We start from the raw sequence: 15,912 nt of genomic DNA, 5'->3' as shown, positions 1-15,912 counted from the left end.
TTCCGTTCGTCGCCATCTATTCACCCAAGAGTGTGTTGACCGCGTCGAGGCGCTCACGTTCCGCGTCGAGCGCGGACTGGAACTTCTCAGGTTGCTTGTCGATGGCCTGCTGTTCGTAGTCGCCGAGGACGAAGTAGAACGTGTCGGTCCAACGGCTGGCATTCGTGCATTCCACGTCGGCCGTGGCGGCCGCGATGGTGTCGGCGGTGATAGCTCCTGCATTGGCGGTGGGAGCCTCTTCGAACCGTGCGTAGTCGAACCCGGCGTCCTTCATGCACGCCGACCACGTGCGTGCTTTCTCTTTCACGGCGTCGTGGCTGAACGCCAGGCCGTAGATGTCGGAGGTCACGTCGCGCAGGTCTACGAATGACACTCCTACCTGGTCTTCCACCGCACCGTAACACCCCTTTTCCGGAGGCGGATTCCCCGAGCCGTCGGTGGGAATAAGGTCCTCGGAGAGTGCTTCGTCAGCTCCTCCTTCGCCGAGGATCATGCCCTGTTCTGGCCCGTACATCGCGGCTGAAAGCTGTGCGGCCTCAGTCGGGTCATCGGGCATCACGGGGTTCAGATTCTCTGCGCTGGCCAGATAGATGCCGGCACCATTGGACCAGTCGCCGCCGGGAGGGGCCGCATATCCGTACTCCTTGGCTTGATCCAGCGGCAAGGTTCCCAGCCTCCCGCCCCACTGGTAGATGAAGGGGTCTTTCGGGTCCTCGCTCACCTGCTGGATGTAGTCGCCGCTGAACGTTGCGGACAGGTTGTAATCCGAGAGGCACCGATTCAGCAGTTCGGCAGTTCCCTGTTGCAGTTGCTCCCGCTCAGAGTTCCCCATCGCGAACGAATCGAAGGGCAAAGCGCCCAGGGCCTGCGACGCGGACAGCTCTGCCGGGACCTCAGGCGTCGTCCATCCTTCCTCTGCCGAAGACCCTCCTGAGCAACCTGTGACGAGGAGGACGGTGAGGACGATGGGCGCTGCGGGCGCGAGGCGTTTCATGGGTACTGTGCGGTCCTGTTCTGGTGGTGATGATGAAACGTGGGACCGGGCGTAGCGCACGTCCGGTCCCACGTGGGGTCAAACTCCGGAGTAGCCCGACCAGGACGAGCAGCCGAGCTGCGTGCCGTTGTTGATGGAGCAGGCCTGGACCCGGAACTCCCAGCCGGGCAGCACCCACACAGGTCGCGACTCGGTCTGTCCGGCGCCCTTGGTGTTGTCGATGTTGTTGCTGGAGGTGTTTCCGCGGAGGTTCCACCACGTGCGAGAGCCCCACCCGTCGTTGTAACGGTCTGTGCTGGAGATCGTGTCCGTGGACGCGTTCCAGTAGCCGGTCGCGCGCGGCTGCCCGCCGGACGAGTAGGTCGCCTGCGCGTCCGCCATCGCTGCCACAGACGGCGCGACAATAAGAGCGGCCGAAACGGCCGTTGCGGCGGCGAACTTCGCCAAGCGCTTCTTCGTGCTCAACTTCATTTTCTCTCCTCAAGGGATGCGAGGCCTGGATCATTATTGATCAGGTTCACCTCGGTTCCCTCTGAGTGTGAGATGCGGCGTTTCAGGTGTCTGTCCCCCGTTCGGTGGACACCGTTCACCCCCTTTGGCCGCTACAGGAAAGACCTGACAGATGTTGCGGATCCGCGTCTTTCTGGGCTTTCGGGGCGTCTCAACCACGGCGGCTGTGGCGACTACTGACAATCGCGGTGTCGGCCCCACCCGAGGAGAAGTGGTGGACCGGACCTCGACGCGTGAGATTGTCTGTAAGGAGTTCGCGTTTCGGGCAAAGGGGTGGTGGTGATCGCGCTGTTCCCGAGCGGTTCCTGAGACGTTGCGCCTCGAGCGCAAGAGGTGCGGCCGCCGGCGCCCGTCGGCTGCCCGGGGTCGCAACTCCACCTGGCCCGGGACTAAAGCGCGTCGCCGTGCGGATCGTCGAGATAGGTGTCCTCGCGCAGCAGAAACCACACCCCCGCCACGGCGAGAACACTAAACAGGGCTAGGGCGGCCGTGTACGCGAAGGTCGGGACGATCCATCCTGCCGCGAGCATCCCTGCCAGTAACCCGGCGCTCAGACTGCCGGCCAACGTCCAGGGCCTCCACCGGCGTGTCTCGCCGCGAAGATGAGTGCTCGCGCCGAGCACCCCCAATCCCGTGCCCGTCGTGACGATGAGGAGAAGATGGGATGTTGCGCCCGAGTCATTGAGCGCCATGATCCAGATGCACGCGAGTAAGAAAAGGGCGACAGGTGACGCGAAGCGAACGTAAAGAAGCATGGAAGCCCTATGCGAGACACTCGAGTGCGGTCATCATCCTGAGTGGAGTTCCATTCGGGCTCGGCGCGGACCTGAATTCGCCGCCGGAATCGGTTGGGTGGCTGACTCCGGGCGTACTGTTCACGACAGTGGTCGCATTCCAGCTCTTGTCGGCGGTTCTCCTGGGCTGGCTCCATCGCCCAGGAGTGCGACTGGTGCTGGCCCTCTACTACACGGGCGGGGGTTTCGGTGGCGTTGCGGTGTCTCTGGCCGTGATGCAGAAACCGACCGTGGGAACTTTCGTCGGCATCGCGATGAGTATCGGCGTTTCATCCGTGGCACTCACGGCGATTTACGCACTCCTGTACTGGGACCGGATCACTTCTGCGCACACCGATGTCGCCGTGTTCCTGGGCAGCACTCACGTGCTAGCACTCGTCGCGGCGGTCGCCGCGACGAGTGCTACGTGGGATCCCGACCCTTCGGACTGGGCACGCGCGCTGCTGCAAACCGCGCAATTTAGCCTGACCGTGCTGGCATTGCCCCTGTCGGCGGGGATATGGGTTCGGCTAGCCCTTCGTCAGCCCACATCCGAATTCGAGTTCGAGCTGGAAGTTGTAGTGGAAGTCGAAGTTGAGCCTGACCCCGCTCCCGTGCCTGACCCCGCTCCCGTGCCTGACCCCGCTCCCAGGCCTGAACCCTCACCCGCGCCCGGGACCGAACCCATGCCTGAACCGCATCGAAGCTCGAGCCGGCCACGGTCAGAGTCCTGACGCCGTTGACTGAACCGACCAGACAACTCGCGCTTGCAGCCTGGATCCCGGCACTTTCAGCCACAGTGCTCGCCCTCGCGATATGGCTTGGGCGTCGGCGGGTGTAACACGCTCCGCTAATCGCCTCCAGCCCGTCCGGCAGCAGCGCTTCTCAGCGTGGAACGGATGCGTGTCCGTTGAGGCCACTCGACTATGCCCGCCTTTGCTCGCGAGCCAGCAATTTGGTCAGCAACGGCGTCTCGTTAGCCACGGGCGACGCGATGAACGACGAAGACCGTACCGGCAATACTTCATCAACGGCCCCAGGCGAGACCGCGCTCCAAGTGCTCGACGATTCTTCGGCTCGAGGGGCGCCATCGTCGGATAGCGTCCACACCTGAATAAGCTACCGCTCGGTGGGTTCACTCACCGCAAGGTCACGCGCTTCACTCCGGCTCGCCGCGTGGATCCGCATCGTCACTCGCTCGTGACCAGCATCCGACAACTCCCTGACCTCATCCGGTGGCATCTCGGTCGGCCCATGGACGCTGACAGGCACACCGGCGGTCGCTCGCCCCACCACCTCGACAACGTCGTCCCATGTCCCATCGTCGTCCGGCTCGGGCTCCGATGGGCATCGCTCGAGATCGACTTTCACCGGGCCCATGTTGACACCCGTGCGAATGACGAGATCATCACCGGTGACGGTCATCACCAGATCCGTATTTCGAAACGGCGGGGAGGAAGAGAACGGAGCTGTCAGACCATCGATGGTCAGCGTGCCGAACGCGGCGTGCATGATCGTGGACACTCTCACCCGTTCTCCTCACTCCTCGCAACGATCCTGACAGTGACTGCGTCCCTGTCAAAGACGCAGCGAGGGATGAGTAGGACAGCGCGAAGCCAGCTTGCCGCGCTCTTCTGCGCAGAGGCAGCCATGTACGCGCCGTGCCCAACCGGGCCCGCGGAGGACATGCCAGAACTCTGAGAGTTCACAGATCAGTGACGGACTTGCACGACGACGTCGAAGCGGAGTCCGTCGTCGAGTCGTTCGCTATCTCCGGACATCGCATGGGCCCAGTAGTCGAATTCGATGAACCACCTGTCGTTCAGTTCGTTGGTCTCTCGCTGACGCTTGATCTCGCGCTGGATCGTGGGCAACATCTCGCTGACGAAGTCAGCGGCCACTGTCCCGTCGCCGACAGGAACGAACATGGTGTGCCCAGGCGCAGTCAGCCAGTTCTCGTCAGAAGGCGGAAAGCGCACCCGATCCGGGTATGCGACGCCGAGGGCTTCAAACATCGCCCAACCGAGGAGGAACGAAGCCTCCCCGGCTGGGGTGTCAGATGTGATGGTGGGCATGGTGGCAGCTTTCTGTGGGCGGGGCGTGTTCCCTATCCATGCGCGGCCTTTGTGTATCTAGTGGTCGAGAGCCTTGGCGCAGGCCGGGCACCCGTCGCCCTTCGAACGCTTCATACCGTGGGCGGTCCACCCGAACCCGCATGTCGAGCACTTCCACTGGATGGACTTCTTCGTGCCGGCGACGACGCTCTGCGGGGTGAATGTGTTGTTGTCCCAGTCCCAGTCGACAACGAGGTCGGGTCGTGTGGTCGCCATGTCGTTCCAGCCCACCCAGACTCTGGCGTTTGAACAGAACGGGCACCCGGTCCGCCCGATGACGCGGTTTGAGCCGGTGGCACACCACTCGTGGCCGTGTTCCTCGCACCGCCACCAGACTCTGCGCCGCACCGTCGCGAGAGTGTTGTCCGGGGTGAGGGAGCCGTTCTTGGCGGGATGGAACTGACGGGCGAAGTCGGGCCTGGTGGTCCGCATACAGTTCTGCTCGTCGATGACGTGTCCGGAGCACACGTTGCAGCCATTGCCGCGAGCCTGGGTGAGAACCGGCGCGAGGTAGTGGTGACCTTGCGCCTCGCACCGCCACCACACCTTCTTCTTGGACCCGGCGAGGACGTCGGCGGGTGTGAGGTTGCCGTTTCTCGTCGGATGCCAGCGTGACGCGGTGTCGGGGTGCGTGACCGCGAGGTTCGTACTGGGGTGCGCCTTTGACCGGGCGCAGTATCCGCAGCGGCGATTGTGAATGACGCGGTTCAGGATTGACGCCTGATAGTCATGGCCCTTCTCCGGGCACCGCCACCAGGCCATATGGGCGGAGCCCGCGACAAACTGTTCCGGAGTGTGGTCACCGTTGAGCTCAGGGTGCCAGGACGCGGCCGCCTCCGGGTGAGTGAGCGAGAACGCGTTGACCGAGGGAGCAACCGCCTTGCTCGTGCAGTAGCTGCACCTGGACCCCCTCTTACGCTTGGACAACGGCATCTTGTACTCGTGCCCCTCTTCCGGGCACCGCCAGAACACTGAGCGCTCCGACCCAGCCATTACGTCTTCGGGACGCAGCGAACCATTCTTCGTGGGGTGCCATTCGGACACGAGATGGGCGTCCGTATCGGCAAGGGAGTTGAAACCGCGGAGCAGGCGGCGGTTAGAACAGACTCCGCATCCCATACCTGTCTTGCCCTTCATCAGCTGATTCGGCACTTGAATGAACGAGTGCCCGAACGCGCAGATGTAGTTGTACCGCTTGGACGGTTGACGTGCGCTGTCGTACTTCGACCGGGTTTCCGCAGAGGAGACGTACTGAGTCAGGTGGAGATGGCGGCCGCGCGGGTAGGCGGAGCTACGCAGCTGCTCCAATTCCGCTCTTTCGTCGACGTTCTCTGGCTTCGCGGTGCAGATGAAGGAGTGAGGGTTTGTCTGGTCCTGATGCCCGGCAGCGCGGACGAGGAGCCAGATGGCGTCGATGAGCACGATGCAGTCTTCAGAGCCGACGATGTCCGTGACGTACGAGGAGAGCCTGGAGTAGCGGACACTCGCAGCGGTTGTCCGGAGGGCGTAGGCGTCGAGGGACGTAGGGTGAAAGATTCCTCGAGCCAGGTGCATCGCGATGACGAAGCGGTCAGCCGGACGCTCGGGGCCCGCGCAGGTCTGCGCCCAGTCGTCCACACACGCCAGAATCTCGGCAAGACGATGAGAGTCCAGGAGGCCCCGTCGGCGCAGCCGTCGATATAGTCGGTCAGCTCGGAGTGCGTCCGCGCCGGCCCGGCACTGCTCTTCGGGCGCGGTACCGGGCCCCACCCACATCATGTGCTTCCGGCAGACGCGCGGGCCGTCGTGCGGGATCTGCTCGATGCGCTCGCCCGGGGTGCACCTGACGCAGCCGAACCGGTTATCGAGGCCGGTGGTGCAGTTCACGCAGGGGGTGCCGTCCGCGTGGGTGGGGAGCGACGAGCGGTTCCGAGTGAAGTGCCCGGGCCGCAGGCCAGCCGCGGACTCAGCGATGACCTCGAGCGCCTCGGCATGCGCCATGCCGGTCGCGCGCACGGTGGGCTTCACCCACGCGCCCCAGGTGAGGTCGGTAACAAGGTTTGCAGAGCGCAGGCGCCGAAGGTAGTTGTCGACCGTCTCGAACGAGCCGGGCCGGACGGGGAATGGCCAGGTGCGTTCAGGCAGCATGAGATGCCTCCTCGGCGACGGCGTTGGCCTCCGAGAGCAGACGCTCGCTTGTCAGGTCGAGCGGGATGCTCGCAAGCAACTCCTTCGTGATGAGCTCGGCGTCCGGGTTTCCGTCTTCGATGAGGTCCAGGGCCGCGGTCGTCAGGAGCCGGGATAGGGCGGCGATGGAGCCGCGCGTCCGCGTCCACAGGTAGGCGGCGTGTTCGAGCAGAGCCTGCGGCGGTTGCGCCAACAGTCCGAGCTGTTCCTCGAAGGCCACGATGACGCCTGCCCATAGCTGCCGTCGCTCGCTGGTGGTGATGTCGAGCTTGCCCAGGTGCACGGGGGTGCAGCGGGAGGCGAACTGGGCGCCGAGTTCGTCGTTCGTGAACTGACTGTTATCCAGGTCGAAGCCGACGTACATGGGGACGGCCTTGACGGCGTTCATCAGGTTCTTAATGGCCTGTGCGCTTTCAAATCGTCCCGTGGTGTTCGACTGCGCGAGGTTCTGAATCTCGTCGAAGACCACGAGAGACGTGTGCGACTTGGCGAAAAGGTCGGTGACCAGCCGCGTGCGCTCCTCCAAAGTCTGACGGGGCACGACCGGCGCACCGAAGAAGTTCAGGATGCGTCCCATCAGCATCTTTCCGGTGCAGTTCGGCGGAATTTCTACGTACACCACGGAAACGTGTCCGTCCTCCTTCCACCGCGGGTGGCGGTCGATGTGGCGGGCGTGGGCTTCGCCCATGACCCAGACGGCGGCGGTGGTCTTTCCGGTCGTGGGGTCGCCGTCGAGGATGATGCCGGTCCGTCCAACCGGCCGGTGTGCGACGCGCGCTGCGCGCCGGTAGGCCAGCCTCAGCTGCTGGAGGGCTGGGGTGATGATGACGATGGAGTCGGCGATGCGGCGGCTACGCTCCTCATCAAATGCGCGCCGCTTGGCGCGCGTCCATGACTTGTACTCGTTGAGGCTGACGGGGGTGGGGGTGTTGTTACTGACAGATTCGAGGAGCTCGAGCAGCTGCTCGCGCTGGTCGAAGTGACCGCTGGGGTTGGACATAGTCGTACCTTTCGTGATGGGCGTCAGCCGATGTCCAACTTCGCGAAGTTCGCGAAGTCGTGGCTGCTGTCGGTGTCGGAGGTGAGGATGTTGGCGAGAGTCTCTGTCGCTGTCTTCTCCTTGTTCTTCTTCTTTTGTTCGAGTGCGGCCGCGGTCGCGCGGTCTGTGGATTCGGTCATGGCTTCGTTGCGGAAGCGCACCATCATGTCGTCGGCTTCTTCATCGCTGAACGTGAGCGTTTCGAGGGTCTGTCGGTGGGCTTCGAGGCTGATGGCTTCGGCGAGCGGACGTGACCGGCCCCGCTCCTTGGTCCAGTAGCAAGTAATCCACCCAGCGTCGTCGGAAGAGCGGAGCCAGATGCGGTGCTCGTCGCTGGGGTCATAGCTGACGACGACCTTGGGGGTGGAGTTGTCCGACCGCTTGCGATTGCGGAGCGGGCCGAGGTGCGGGCTGTCGTACATGCGTCCGTTCATCTCGATGCCGTCGGACTGGACCGTGCGCTCGTCCCTGGGGAGCAGAGCGATGAAGTCCTCCTCCTGATAGGCGAGGACGAAGTGTCCGGTCAGCTCCACGCACGCGGCGTACATCGAGTTCGGGGAGTGGCTCCAGTTCTCCCGATAGTCGTCTTCGAGCCCCTCGTGGCGACGGTTCTGCCACACGATGGCGGTCCATCTATCGAGGAGTTCGGATAGTTCAGCCAAGGTGAGCAGCGGTCCCTTGGCGACGTCCTTGCCACGCTTCAAAACATCGCCGCCGGTGTATCCCGGGACGAACTGGCAGAACTTCGTCTTCACCGTGAGGAAGAAGCGCTCGACGATTGCCTTCGCCGTGGGGTCGTGGATGGGGGTCTGGGTGAGGGAGATGCCGTACCTGTCGCATCCGGCACCGAAGACCGTGCCGCGGAAGTCCTGGCCGTTATCGATGAGGATGCGCGACGGGAAGATGTAGGGACGGTAAGAATCGAAGGTTGTCGACTGCTCCTTGGTCAGGTGCTTCGACCAAGGCATCTGGGGGAGCCCGAGAGCGTCGTAGTCCTTCGCCCACGGCCGGAGCTTGCGGGGCACGAGCGCGTTGGCGAGAAGCACTGCATGGTCGATGGCCTTCGGCGAAGCCTCCGTGAGATTCAGCCCGACGACACCGCGGGTGCGCTTGTCGACCAATGCCGTGAGGTGAGGCCGGCCGATTTCGCCGTTCGGCATGCGAACGAGGATGTCGAGTTCGGTGGCATCCATCTGGCATTCATCTCCCGGCCCGAACACCTGGCGCGGGCGGTGCATACGCTTCGGGGATAGTGCCGCCGTCTCTCGCCTCTTGGCGGGGATGGTGGGGTTCTGGTCCCCTCCCATGTGCTTGACAAGCCGCTCCACGGTGGACAGCGACGGCGTCTTCGGCCGGTCTGCGGGGTCGGGAAACTGGTCCATCAGCGCCGCCTTGAGCTCCGCACGGATGGCGGTGTAGGTCACCGTCGACTTGCCTTCGTAGCTGACGATGAGCTTCGCCAGCGCCGTCTGCACATCGTCGGGCACCCGCGCGAATGCCTTCTCCTTGCGTCCCTCCCGCCGGTCGACGAGGCCAGAGACTCCCTTCTTCTCGAAGGCGGCGAGGCGACGCTTCAACGTGCCAAGGGGTACCTCGAAGCCGGCCTTGGAGAGCGCGAGGACCGTAGAGTCGAGTCGCTTCGTCTTCGACACGTGCGTGGCGAACTCGGGGAGTGGTTCGCCACCGTCGGCGGGAGTGCCGTCAATGAGCTGTTGCAGGTAGGGGATAATTGCGCGCTTGGTGTCGTCGAGACCGTCGAGGACCTCGTCGATGGGCTTCGTATCGATGGGGTCTGAGGTCGCCAGTGCCTGGCCGGGCGGCAGCAGGAGGGCGAGCTGGAGATGGTGCATGACCTGGTAGTCGCCGGTGAGGTCGTCGCGGAGGCGGTAGCTGCCGTTGGCGAAGCTGACGAGTGTGAAGTCGCCGGCGTCGAGGTGAACGGTCTGTCCGAGGGCGATGGTGCGCTGAGCAATCATGGTGGTTCTCCTTTGGGTGGGGTGGGGTTAGGCCGCGGTGAGGGGGGTGTGCTCGGTGAATGCCCGAGTGAGGTCGAAGGTGAGTTCCCGACGCCACATGAGGTGGAAGAGGAATGGCATCAGCTCGCCGGGCTTGTCGGTCATGAGAGCGCGGCGCAGGGTTCCGAAACTCTCGTTCGTCTTCGCGGTACGAAGGATGTGCTCCTCCACGGCGGGGGTTGGCGTGTACCGGTGGTGGCGGTAGCGGCCCATCATCTCCAGGTTCAACCGGACGATGTCGCTGAGCTGGTCGATGAGCGTGAACCGCCATCCGATGACCTCACACACCCGGGCAGTGTTCGCGAAAGCCTGCTCGTGCTCCGGCTTCGTCAGCCCCTTGGGGTGCACGTCGACGAGGTGCCGGACGCCAGACGCCTCGACGGCCAGGTAGTCGGGATAGTGAAAGGTCCCGTCGGCGAACGTCATGAGCATCGGCTGCGCGTCGACCTTGACGATGTCGTAGAGGTGGTCGATGAGCATCATGCCTGCGTACTCGGCCATCGACTCATGGAAGACGCTCTTGCGGGCGCCTGCGCACCAGTAGTGGCCCTGGTATGGTCGCTGACCCTTCCACTTCCCGGGCTTCCTGGTCCGCTCGCCAGGCGCGACGGTGCGTGCGGTCACGGGGTCGTTCGCTCGAATGGTGTGGGTGACGCGCTTGGCGTCGAACCACTGGATTCGGTCGTATCCGTCGCCGGGAGTTTTGGGGAGTGTCGTGTACTTCATGCCTCTCCCATGCACCTCGCCTTCACACGCGAGGCTGAAATGGGCCGAAACAGCCAGTTCTTAGGTCTTTTCGCTCGCATGCGAGCTTTTAGGTAGACTTTTCGCGTGTCAGATCCGCGATATGTGCCGAGAGACTTCCTGATTGAGCCTCGGGACTTCGGGCGACGCCCGTTCCCTGAATGGTGGCGAATCGGGGAGGACTGGAGTCTTGAGCGGAAGGCGCAGCTCGACGCGTCCATCTCGCAGCATCAGATCTCGTACGGCGTTCGAGAGCTGTACATGCAGAAGCCTCGCGTGACGAAGATCACCGACCTCGCGGCGGAGTTGGAGATCGAGTACAACCGCCTGCAGAAGATGCTCGGCGGTCTGATAGTCATGCAGATGGTGGACCTCGCCCGACTCCGCCTGCTCGTCGGAACCCGCTTGGACTATTGGATGATGCGCGGGGAGGCCGCCGAGTACGTCCGAGCGATGGAGCGGGAGTTTCATCGCATGAAGGAGCGGCAGGCGCAGGCGGAGCGCTGGGCGGAGCGCGCAGCCGCTCCCTAGGTCGGCATCCACGCCGTTCTCCAACACACCGAATAGGTCACATGCGGAATTCTTTCCGCAAATCGGCTAAGATGCAACCACTTCTTCTGAGGAGGGTTGATGAAGGCGCTTGAGTACGCATCGGACATCGTCCTGCCGGACGAACACGTCGTCGTCTGTGGCGACTGGCACGGCAGTGTTGGGTGGGCGCGGATAGTGGCGGGGGCGCTTCCAGCCCTCGCGCCCGACGTGACGACGATGTTGCATCTGGGGGACTGGTGGATGCCGCCGGCGGAGATCGACGAGATCTTCGCCGAGACCGGCATCACCCGTATCTACGTGACCAACGGCAACCACGAGCCGTGGGATGAGATCACCCCGCTACTCAACAAGCATCCCGGCGCCGCGGTGCGGGTTTCCGACCTCACCTGGCTGCTCCCGCGCCCTGCGCGCCTGACCATCGGTGGTCGCCGGGTTCTGTCCTTGGGTGGCGCCGCTTCTGTCGACCGTCAGTCCCGCATCGAGGGACTGACCTGGTGGCCCGATGAGGCCGTGAGCGAGGGGATGGTTGCCGAGGCCGTCGCCGGCGGCCCCGCGGATCTGATGCTCACCCATGAGTCCCCGGCAGGCACCCCCGTCCGCCCTGTCCGCGAGATCCTCCGGACAAACCCACACAGGTTCCCGGAAGTCGTTCTGGCCGAGTCTGCGGCATCCCGCGCACGGATCGGCGAGGTGTGGGACGCGGTCCATCCCGAGCTTCTCGTGCACGGGCACCTTCACGCACCTGGAGGCGGCAAGACCGAAGACGGCCGCCGAGTGGCGAGCCTCGGCCGGGAAGGGCAGGAGGGAAACCTCGGGTTCCTCGACATGCGCACCTTGAGGATGGCGACGCCGAACCTGCGCATCATCCGCGGGCTCGCGGACCGGTGGGAGGACAACTACCTCGAGCGCGAGCGGCGCGCGAAGAGGGTGGCCCAAACTCTGGACTCGTGGGCTCTGGACGGGCTATCCCCGACGCCCGACGCTCTCCGTGACGCCCAGAACTATATCGACGGTCACCGCACTCTCGACGAAATCATCGAAGACGTCCGTCGACGGCACACGCGTCACCCCGAAGAAAGCTCAGAGGACGAATCGGAAGACAGTCCATGACCGAAGTCGAGCAGCCGAACCCATGGGCGAAGTTCAGTTCATCGGCCTCTGCTACACCGCAGCTTCCATCGCACGCGCTCTCGAGTGGACAATGTGCGTCACCAGTTTCTCGCCGAAGCGTTGCTGCTGTCAGCGTTGGGTGGGGTGATGGGCTCGGTGTTGCGCGCCGCGGTCGTGCTCGTGGTCGGCTTGTTGAGTGGGTGGCCTTTCGCGATCCCGCCAGGGCTTTTCGGAGCAGCGGTCGGGAGCACTATCGCCATCGGTGCGATCGCCGGTTTGTACCCCGCGGCGAGAGCGGCGCGCACACCACCGATGGCGGCGCTGAGTGTCTGAGGATGCGGCGACGGCCGCTGCGGTAATGCCCGTCGCCGTCCGCCTTTCATGCGCCAGTGACGGCCAGACCCGTCCGTTCAAGGGACTCACTCGTACACGCCGTTGTCGCCAGCCCCCTGTCCGTCGAACTCGAACACCCGGTGAGGGGGTGTGGGAGAAGTCGAGTGGGGCACTGATCTCACTCGGTCTGCGGGTGTGCGGGCACCCGATTCTCGTGCGCGAGATGGTCGAGTTCGGGGTTGGAGAACGGGGCGTCGACAAGCCTCCACAGCAACCACCATGCGTAGAAGCACCGAGCGGACGACGTGGTGACCTCGTCGAGGAGCCCGTGCGCGACATCATTGCGCAGGTTCGCGCCACCGTCCCCGCAGAACAGCGCGCGGATCGCGAACGCGACGTCCGATGTGAAGACGGGCACCATCATGCGGTGCCCCACAAGAGACGACAGGCCGTTCTCGGTTTCCATTCCAGTCCTGCCAATCACACTTGTCTTGGCGCCAGCATCGCCGAGGTGATGTCGAACGATGGCTTCGATCTCGGGGGCGGCAAGCTGCGCAGCGGTCACAAAATCGCCCGAGAAACCGTAGTACAGGGCTTTCGCCACCATCAGATCGTGGTGGGGCGGGACGAGCGGGCTGTCGTGCGCGGACCGAACGAACTCGGCCAAGGGGATCACCTGAGTTGCGCTCAACTCCGCCCACTGCGGTGCGAGAAGCTGGTTCACGACGGAGACAATGTGCAGGGTGTGCGCGTCCATCATCGCGTTCCAGATGTTGCGGGGGATATCGTACACCGGCTCAGTGTTTCTGTGGTCGGAACGGTTGACGATGCGACCACTGGGGTCGATGGTGACGCGCGCGACATCGAACGGAATCAGCCGGTTGTGCACTCGCGTGGTGGCATCGACGAGGAACTTCTCGTAGTCGATGAGAGGGACACCGTGCAGGAAGACGGCGATGGCGAGCTCGCCGGGCTGGTCGCTTACAGCGTCGAGGAACGATGCTCGAACCGTTCGAAGGTCAGGCAGCGCCACAGTGCTGGCTCGCATCAAGCTAACCGTGGCCCTGTGGGCGCGCCGGCCGAGGACGTTGAGATCTGCGGAAAGGGATGACAGCCCGCGGGCGTCGCGGGCACCTGATGGCACCCGGGTCAGGGTGTCCATCGCCAGTTCGACGTTATGTCGGGCGTGATGGACACGCTCAGGGGTCGGCCTGCGAAGAAACTCTTCGGCTTCAACCCGCAGCGATTCCACCACGTCGATGAGCCGGTCGTCAGCGGCATTGCTGTCCCCGCTGATTCGCAGCCACTGCGAAGCTTCCTCGGTGTAGATATACGCCCCAGGGTCGTGCGCGACTCGTATCAAGGTGTCTGCGATGGCCGCGCCGTCGGAAGCGGCTCGGCGCGCAAGCCGCAGGAGGCGGCCGAGGTTGAGTGCTTCTGTCGCGTTCTCTGAGCGATGGAGGCGTGTGAGAATTGCCCCATCCAGGCGAGCGGCGGCGGCGTCGGTTGCTGCGCGGAACTGCTTGGCGACGGTGAACGCCCGTTGTATGTCGCCGTAAAGACGGGCGTCGAGGTCTGCGGTGGTGACCGCATCGCTGAGCGCATCGATCATCGTGATGGTCTGCGCAATGCGGGTCGCGCCCGCGCTGTTCAGAGAGATCAGGTCCAGGGCGCGTACACGCAGGTGGGCATCGGCAGTGGTCCTCGTGATCGCTTCAAGGACCTGAATCTGGTCACTGGTGAGGGCATTCGGTCGCGGGTCTGTTTTCGCCCAGAGCGCTTGGTAGGGCTCAATGCGATCCTCGGATCGGAGGACGAAGTTGCGGACCGCGTCCGTGATCTCGCAGACCGTGATCAGATCAGCGCTGAGGTCAGAGATGTCAATGTGAGTTGTCAGTGCGAGAAGACCAGCGGCGTGGGCGTGGGCAACTGCATCGGACCAGCGGCTGTCGGTCATTCGTCTATCCGCGGGCTTCGGATCATTTGTCGTCCCACAGCGTGTAGCCCACGACGCCGGCGGGGATGAAATCGAGGGGCTCGGTGAGCTCGTTCTCCATGCCGACGATGCGCCCAGTCGCGATGGAGATGAGAAGGGTATCGACGTACGGGGACGTCGGGTCTGTGACCCGCAAGCCGATGACGTCGCGGCCTGCACGGTCGACGGTGCGTCCGAGGACGGTGACACCACCGGCATCGATGAGCAGATCGATGAGTGTCGCGTGCTGCTCGTCCGTGAGAGTCCAGTAGCTCAAAAGACGCCCGATGGCGACGAGCATTGCTCCGGATGACACGGTCGGGTCTGTTCCAAAGCTGTTCAAGGCCTCTAGAAGGTCGGCCTCTGTGCTACCGGCCAGCGCGATGACTTGGGTGGGGGCGTCGAACTCGGCTGCGGGAGTGACGACCTCGCTGATGATCTCACCGGGCGCGTACGGGCTGGCCCTGATCCCTTGCGGGCGCTCGTCATCTCCCCAGTACGATTCCCCGGCAACAATCGTGGTTGTGGATCCGTCCTCCACGGACCAGTGGAACGTTACATCTTGCGGGACGACTTCGATCTGTTCCTTGGTGATGTTGATGTCCCATCCCCACATCAGGGAGTGAACAGCACTTGTCTGTTCGGGACCCACGGTGTCGTCGAGGCGAGTGTGAGCTTCGGCGACGACATCGCCGAGCGGCTCGGCGTTCCCGTATGTGAGAGGCGGCGGGGTGAAGGCAACAGCCGTCTGCGTGGGGGCAAGGACGCTGACAGCAACCACCACGAGGGCAATCGTCGCAGCGACGGCGGTGGACAGTCCCGCCCACGCGCTGGCGCGGCGACGGGACCGGCGAGGCGTCAGCTCCCCGCGAATGATGCGCTCGCGAATCGCGATGTCTGATGCTCGCAGCGGTGTGTGAACGGCATCCGGCATCGGGTTCGCAGCCCGGAAGAGCCGGTCGAGTTCGTCGTCCTGGGTGTTCACGCCTCGGCCCCTTTCAGTTCGAGCTGCTCGCGCAGCTTCGTGCGCGCTCGGGTCAGTGTCGTCCACACAGAGCCTTGGCTACAACGCAGCACCTCGGAGATCTCCCCGGCGGTGAGGCCATCCCAGTAGGTCAGGACGATCACTTGCCGTTCGCGGGCGTTGAGGTTCTTGAGCGCTTGCCTTAGTGCGAGGACCTCTAAGGGATGCAGGCCGTTCGATGAGTGGGTGAGGCCCCGCGTCAGCGCCTCCAACACGCGGGCTCTCGAGAGCCTCCGACGCCCGGCGTCGCGGAGCTTGTTGTCGGCGACTCTCAGGAACCATGTGAGACCCATCGGCTTCGCGGGATCGAGTTTCTTCCACGCGACGACGAACACCTCCGCGGTGAGTTCGTCTATTTCTTCGGCGTTATCGACGAAGCACGCGATATGGCGTCGGATCCGCGCCCAGTACTCGTCGAACAGGATCCGGAACGCCACCTCTTTGTTGCGTGGTGACCCGGTCTGGCCGATGGAGGGCGTGGGTTCGAACGAGGGGACGTCTGCGCCCGCGTAGGCGAGACGGACACGTCCGAAGAGGTTCGACCACACCACAGTGTTCACCTC

16 protein-coding genes are annotated in these 15,912 nt (G+C 64.0%); 4 read left to right on the top strand and 12 right to left on the bottom strand.

What is annotated here, in order from left to right:
* Positions 1-16: 16 nt before the first annotated feature.
* From JOF42_RS01905 to JOF42_RS01895, 3 genes are all read right to left on the bottom strand, one after another.
* A complete protein-coding gene (locus tag JOF42_RS01905) occupies positions 17-994 on the bottom strand; it encodes a hypothetical protein (protein ID WP_210096306.1) in 978 nt (325 codons plus the stop codon).
* 78 nt (positions 995-1,072) lie between these two features.
* Positions 1,073-1,465, bottom strand: coding sequence for a hypothetical protein (locus tag JOF42_RS01900; protein WP_210096305.1), 393 nt, complete (start codon positions 1,463-1,465; stop codon positions 1,073-1,075).
* Between the two features lie 428 nt (positions 1,466-1,893).
* Positions 1,894-2,259: a hypothetical protein gene (locus tag JOF42_RS01895; protein ID WP_210096304.1), complete on the bottom strand. Its 366-nt coding sequence runs from the start codon at positions 2,257-2,259 to the stop codon at positions 1,894-1,896.
* A 194-nt stretch (positions 2,260-2,453) separates the two neighbouring features.
* On the opposite strand from JOF42_RS01895, the gene JOF42_RS01890 reads away from it, so the two are divergent.
* Positions 2,454-3,011 carry a hypothetical protein gene (locus JOF42_RS01890; RefSeq protein ID WP_210096303.1) on the top strand — a complete coding sequence of 186 codons (558 nt, stop codon included), beginning with the start codon at positions 2,454-2,456 and terminating at the stop codon, positions 3,009-3,011.
* A gap of 385 nt (positions 3,012-3,396) precedes the next feature.
* On the opposite strand, the gene JOF42_RS01885 is transcribed toward JOF42_RS01890, so the two are convergent.
* The 6 genes from JOF42_RS01885 to JOF42_RS01860 all read right to left on the bottom strand — a co-directional run bounded on the left by JOF42_RS01885 (position 3,397) and on the right by JOF42_RS01860 (position 10,337).
* Positions 3,397-3,801 carry a hypothetical protein gene (locus JOF42_RS01885; RefSeq protein ID WP_210096302.1) on the bottom strand — a complete coding sequence of 135 codons (405 nt, stop codon included), beginning with the start codon at positions 3,799-3,801 and terminating at the stop codon, positions 3,397-3,399.
* 188 nt (positions 3,802-3,989) lie between these two features.
* Complete coding sequence (locus tag JOF42_RS01880; protein WP_210096301.1) at positions 3,990-4,352, bottom strand: hypothetical protein; 363 nt, start codon at positions 4,350-4,352, stop codon at positions 3,990-3,992.
* Between the two features lie 57 nt (positions 4,353-4,409).
* Complete coding sequence (locus tag JOF42_RS01875; protein ID WP_210096300.1) at positions 4,410-6,518, bottom strand: zinc-ribbon domain-containing protein; 2,109 nt, start codon at positions 6,516-6,518, stop codon at positions 4,410-4,412.
* The gene (locus JOF42_RS01870) at positions 6,508-7,557 is read right to left on the bottom strand and encodes a TniB family NTP-binding protein (RefSeq protein WP_210096299.1); all 1,050 of its coding nucleotides are present in this window, start codon (positions 7,555-7,557) and stop codon (positions 6,508-6,510) included. The genes JOF42_RS01875 and JOF42_RS01870 overlap by 11 nt, the downstream gene beginning before the upstream one ends.
* A gap of 23 nt (positions 7,558-7,580) precedes the next feature.
* Positions 7,581-9,572, bottom strand: a complete 1,992-nt coding sequence (locus tag JOF42_RS01865; protein ID WP_210096298.1) for a TnsB C-terminal domain-containing protein — start codon at positions 9,570-9,572, stop codon at positions 7,581-7,583.
* Between the two features lie 27 nt (positions 9,573-9,599).
* Positions 9,600-10,337, bottom strand: coding sequence for a TnsA-like heteromeric transposase endonuclease subunit (locus tag JOF42_RS01860; protein WP_210096297.1), 738 nt, complete (start codon positions 10,335-10,337; stop codon positions 9,600-9,602).
* A 294-nt stretch (positions 10,338-10,631) separates the two neighbouring features.
* Between JOF42_RS01860 and JOF42_RS01855 the strand changes: the two genes are divergently transcribed.
* The 3 genes from JOF42_RS01855 (at position 10,632) to JOF42_RS01845 (ending at position 12,350) form a co-directional block, all read left to right on the top strand.
* Positions 10,632-10,886: a hypothetical protein gene (locus JOF42_RS01855; RefSeq protein WP_210096296.1), complete on the top strand. Its 255-nt coding sequence runs from the start codon at positions 10,632-10,634 to the stop codon at positions 10,884-10,886.
* Positions 10,887-10,985: 99 nt separating this feature from the next.
* Positions 10,986-12,017, top strand: a complete 1,032-nt coding sequence (locus tag JOF42_RS01850; RefSeq protein WP_210096295.1) for an antitoxin VbhA family protein — start codon at positions 10,986-10,988, stop codon at positions 12,015-12,017.
* A gap of 84 nt (positions 12,018-12,101) precedes the next feature.
* Positions 12,102-12,350, top strand: a complete 249-nt coding sequence (locus JOF42_RS01845; RefSeq protein WP_210096294.1) for an ABC transporter permease — start codon at positions 12,102-12,104, stop codon at positions 12,348-12,350.
* 178 nt (positions 12,351-12,528) lie between these two features.
* Here JOF42_RS01845 and JOF42_RS01840 read toward each other — a convergent pair whose 3' ends face one another.
* Genes JOF42_RS01840 through JOF42_RS01830 form a run of 3 tightly spaced genes read right to left on the bottom strand, consistent with a single transcriptional unit; the run spans position 12,529 to position 15,909 of the window.
* Complete coding sequence (locus JOF42_RS01840) at positions 12,529-14,307, bottom strand: DUF4209 domain-containing protein (protein ID WP_210096293.1); 1,779 nt, start codon at positions 14,305-14,307, stop codon at positions 12,529-12,531.
* A gap of 22 nt (positions 14,308-14,329) precedes the next feature.
* Positions 14,330-15,310, bottom strand: a complete 981-nt coding sequence (locus JOF42_RS01835) for a hypothetical protein (protein WP_210096292.1) — start codon at positions 15,308-15,310, stop codon at positions 14,330-14,332.
* Positions 15,307-15,909, bottom strand: a complete 603-nt coding sequence (locus JOF42_RS01830; protein ID WP_210096291.1) for an RNA polymerase sigma factor — start codon at positions 15,907-15,909, stop codon at positions 15,307-15,309. The genes JOF42_RS01835 and JOF42_RS01830 overlap by 4 nt, the downstream gene beginning before the upstream one ends.
* Positions 15,910-15,912 lie beyond the last annotated feature (3 nt).

Origin of the sequence: Microbacterium phyllosphaerae (genome assembly GCF_017876435.1) — a bacterium.
GTDB classification, from domain to species: domain Bacteria; phylum Actinomycetota; class Actinomycetes; order Actinomycetales; family Microbacteriaceae; genus Microbacterium; species Microbacterium phyllosphaerae.
The sequence above is the reverse complement of the archived record's forward strand: the minus strand, read 5'-3'. Positions and strand labels throughout refer to the sequence as shown.